Raw genomic sequence first — 993 nt, forward strand, 5'->3', positions numbered from 1 at the left:
CTCGTTTGAGAGCTTCACCAGAACCTTCAGGCCCTTGAGGGTCGACGGGAGGAGCGTTACCTCGTCGAATGCGACGTCCCCGTCACTGATCTGGGCGCCTTCAGCGACGAAGCCGGCGGTGACGCCATTGGCGACGCGGGGCACCCGGACGGGGCTGGAGGAGTCCAGTACCACGGGGCCGGCGGCCAGGAATGTCGATGCCTGTTCGAGGGGCTGGACGAGCAGGTTGGCTACCTGCGACTGAATGAGGGTGGAATTAGCGGAGGTGACTTCGATGGCCACGATTGAGTCCTAACGTTGTGTCGTTGATGGGGATTCGACACGTCGCCAGGACGTCAATCGGTGGTGCTACCGGGCGCCAGGCCCTCGTTGTGCAGTTTACCGCCTATGTGTGCTCTTTCAGTAGACCAAGCAGGCTGAACGGCTCCGAGGTTGAGCCGCGGTTACCTTGCCCAATGTCCCCCATCGGTCGGCGGCTCGCCAGGTGCGGCTTGCGGTCGAGGAGTTCGTCGATCGCTGCGGTGAGGGCTTCGGGGTCGTCGAGGTGGTCCTCGGCGAACTCCAGATCAGTAGGGTCGGCCAATCGCCCTGTGGCGCGAACTAACTCGGCGTGGAGGCGGCGGGCGACCTTCTGGGCGCGCTGGCGGTGCTTGCCGTTCTCGCGGCGCAACTCCTCGACGACCTCGCGGGGGAACACGTCGGGGTCGGATTCCGGATCTGACCCTTCAGGGTTTCCCGATTCCAAATCGGACTCGTCAGGGGTACGTATTGTTTCGTACCCCTTTTCCTGCGATGGCAGAGAAAGGTCATCTGCCTCAGCGTTGGTGGGTTCGGTTGCCTCGGTGGTGGCGTCGTCGGTCATTGTTGGTTCTCCTGTGCTCTGAGTCGGGTTACTGCGTCGGCTAGGTCGGTGGCGAGTGCGATGGCTTCGGCGGGGGTCATCATGTAGGTCAGTGCGCCGGTGCGCATTCGGATGGGGCGGCCCGTCTCGGG

At 63.6% G+C, this 993-nt stretch carries 2 protein-coding genes; both read right to left on the bottom strand.

The window, feature by feature from the left end; genetic code table 11:
* Positions 1-282: phage major capsid protein (locus tag BN976_RS31890; RefSeq protein WP_036377830.1), on the bottom strand; the 282-nt coding region annotated here is incomplete at its 3' end.
* Between the two features lie 103 nt (positions 283-385).
* Positions 386-862 carry a hypothetical protein gene (locus BN976_RS31895; RefSeq protein WP_036368749.1) on the bottom strand — a complete coding sequence of 159 codons (477 nt, stop codon included), beginning with the start codon at positions 860-862 and terminating at the stop codon, positions 386-388.
* Positions 863-993 lie beyond the last annotated feature (131 nt).

The sequence above is a fragment of the Mycolicibacterium austroafricanum genome (genome assembly GCF_000612725.1).
In the GTDB taxonomy this organism is placed as follows: Bacteria; Actinomycetota; Actinomycetes; order Mycobacteriales; family Mycobacteriaceae; genus Mycobacterium; species Mycobacterium austroafricanum.

Excerpts from the sequence above, each read along its gene's own strand:
- BN976_RS31895 (WP_036368749.1), bottom strand. The coding sequence starts at position 862 with ATGACCGACGACGCCACCACCGAGGCAACCGAACCCACCAACGCTGAG.